Raw genomic sequence first — 1277 nt, 5'->3', positions numbered from 1 at the left:
AGGCGCGTGCCGCATGCTGGCGCAGCGCCCACTCCACATGCTCGCGCACCAGCTGCGACGGATACTCGCGCCGTGCCTGCAGTGCCGCCAGCACCGGTATGGTCGAGGGCGCATTGCCCAGCCCCACCGCCAGGTTGCGCAGCCAGCGCTCATACCCCGCCCGGCGTAGCGGCGAGCCTTCGGTGCTGGCCAGAAACGTGTCTTCATCCCACATGAACAGCTCGGCCAGCCCGGCATTGTCCAGGCCATGGCGCGGCTTGAAATCCGCCTCGCCGGTCGGCCGCGCAAAGCGGTTCCACGGGCACACGATCTGGCAATCGTCGCAGCCGAACACCCGGTTGCCGATCAATGGCCGCAGTTCTTCCGGGATCGCAGTCTTGAGCTCGATGGTCAGGTACGAAATGCACCGCCGCGCATCCAGCACGTAAGGCCCCACGAACGCCTGGGTCGGGCAGATGTCCAGGCACGCCGTGCAACGCCCGCAGTGCTCGGTGGCCTGCGCCGTGTCCACCGGCAAGGGCAGGTCGACGAACAGTTCGCTGAGGAAGAAGTAGCTGCCGGCCTTGCGGTTGAGCAGCAAGGTGTTCTTGCCGATCCAGCCCAGCCCGGCCTGCTCGGCGATGGCTTTCTCCAGCACCGGGGCACTGTCGACGAAGGCGCGAAAGCCGAACGGCCCGATGTCTTTCTGGATGCGCTCGGCCAGGTGCTGCACGCGCTTGCGCACCAGCTTGTGGTAGTCGCGGCCCAGGGCGTAGCGCGAGATGTAGGCTTTTTCAGGCTGGGCCAGCAATTGCGCCATCTGCGTGTCGCCGGGCAGGTAGTCCATGCGCAGCGACACCACGCGCAGGGTGCCGGGCACCAGTTCGTCGGGGTGCGAACGCTTGCTGCCATGCGCGCCCATGTACTCCATCTCGCCGTGGTAGCCCTCGGCAGCCAGCGCGTCAGGTGCTGTTCGTGCTCGCCCAGGTCCACACCGGCGATGCCGACGTGCGCAAAGCCCAGTTCACGGCCCCATTCCTTGATGGCGTGGGCGAGGGCAGGTAGATCGATCAGGGAAGCAGGCATGCGAAATAGGGCAACGGTGACTCAGGTGCGTATAATTCTGCCAGACATCGGAGCCGAACGACGCATGCCTCAGACCAAACACCCTGTAAATCAGCCGCTATTGCTCACCAGCGTCACCCTGGCGGGCCTGGCGCCGCGCGCGCCGGCCGCGCACAAGGGCGATTTCGGCCATGTGCTGGTGGTCGGCGGCGACGTGGCACCGGCGGGGCGGT

At 66.6% G+C, this 1277-nt stretch carries 2 pseudogenes; one reads left to right on the top strand and one right to left on the bottom strand.

Features of this window, described 5'->3' with window-relative positions:
- A pseudogene (gene queG / locus G3436_RS26570) lies at positions 1-1065 on the bottom strand (tRNA epoxyqueuosine(34) reductase QueG); the annotation flags it as partial.
- A 64-nt stretch (positions 1066-1129) separates the two neighbouring features.
- Here queG and G3436_RS26565 point away from each other — a divergent pair.
- Positions 1130-1277: pseudogene (locus G3436_RS26565) on the top strand (NAD(P)H-hydrate dehydratase); the annotation flags it as partial.

The sequence above is a fragment of the Pseudomonas brassicae genome (genome assembly GCF_010671725.1).
Lineage (GTDB): Bacteria > Pseudomonadota > Gammaproteobacteria > Pseudomonadales > Pseudomonadaceae > Aquipseudomonas > Aquipseudomonas brassicae.
This window is presented reverse-complemented; position numbering and strand designations above follow the sequence as displayed.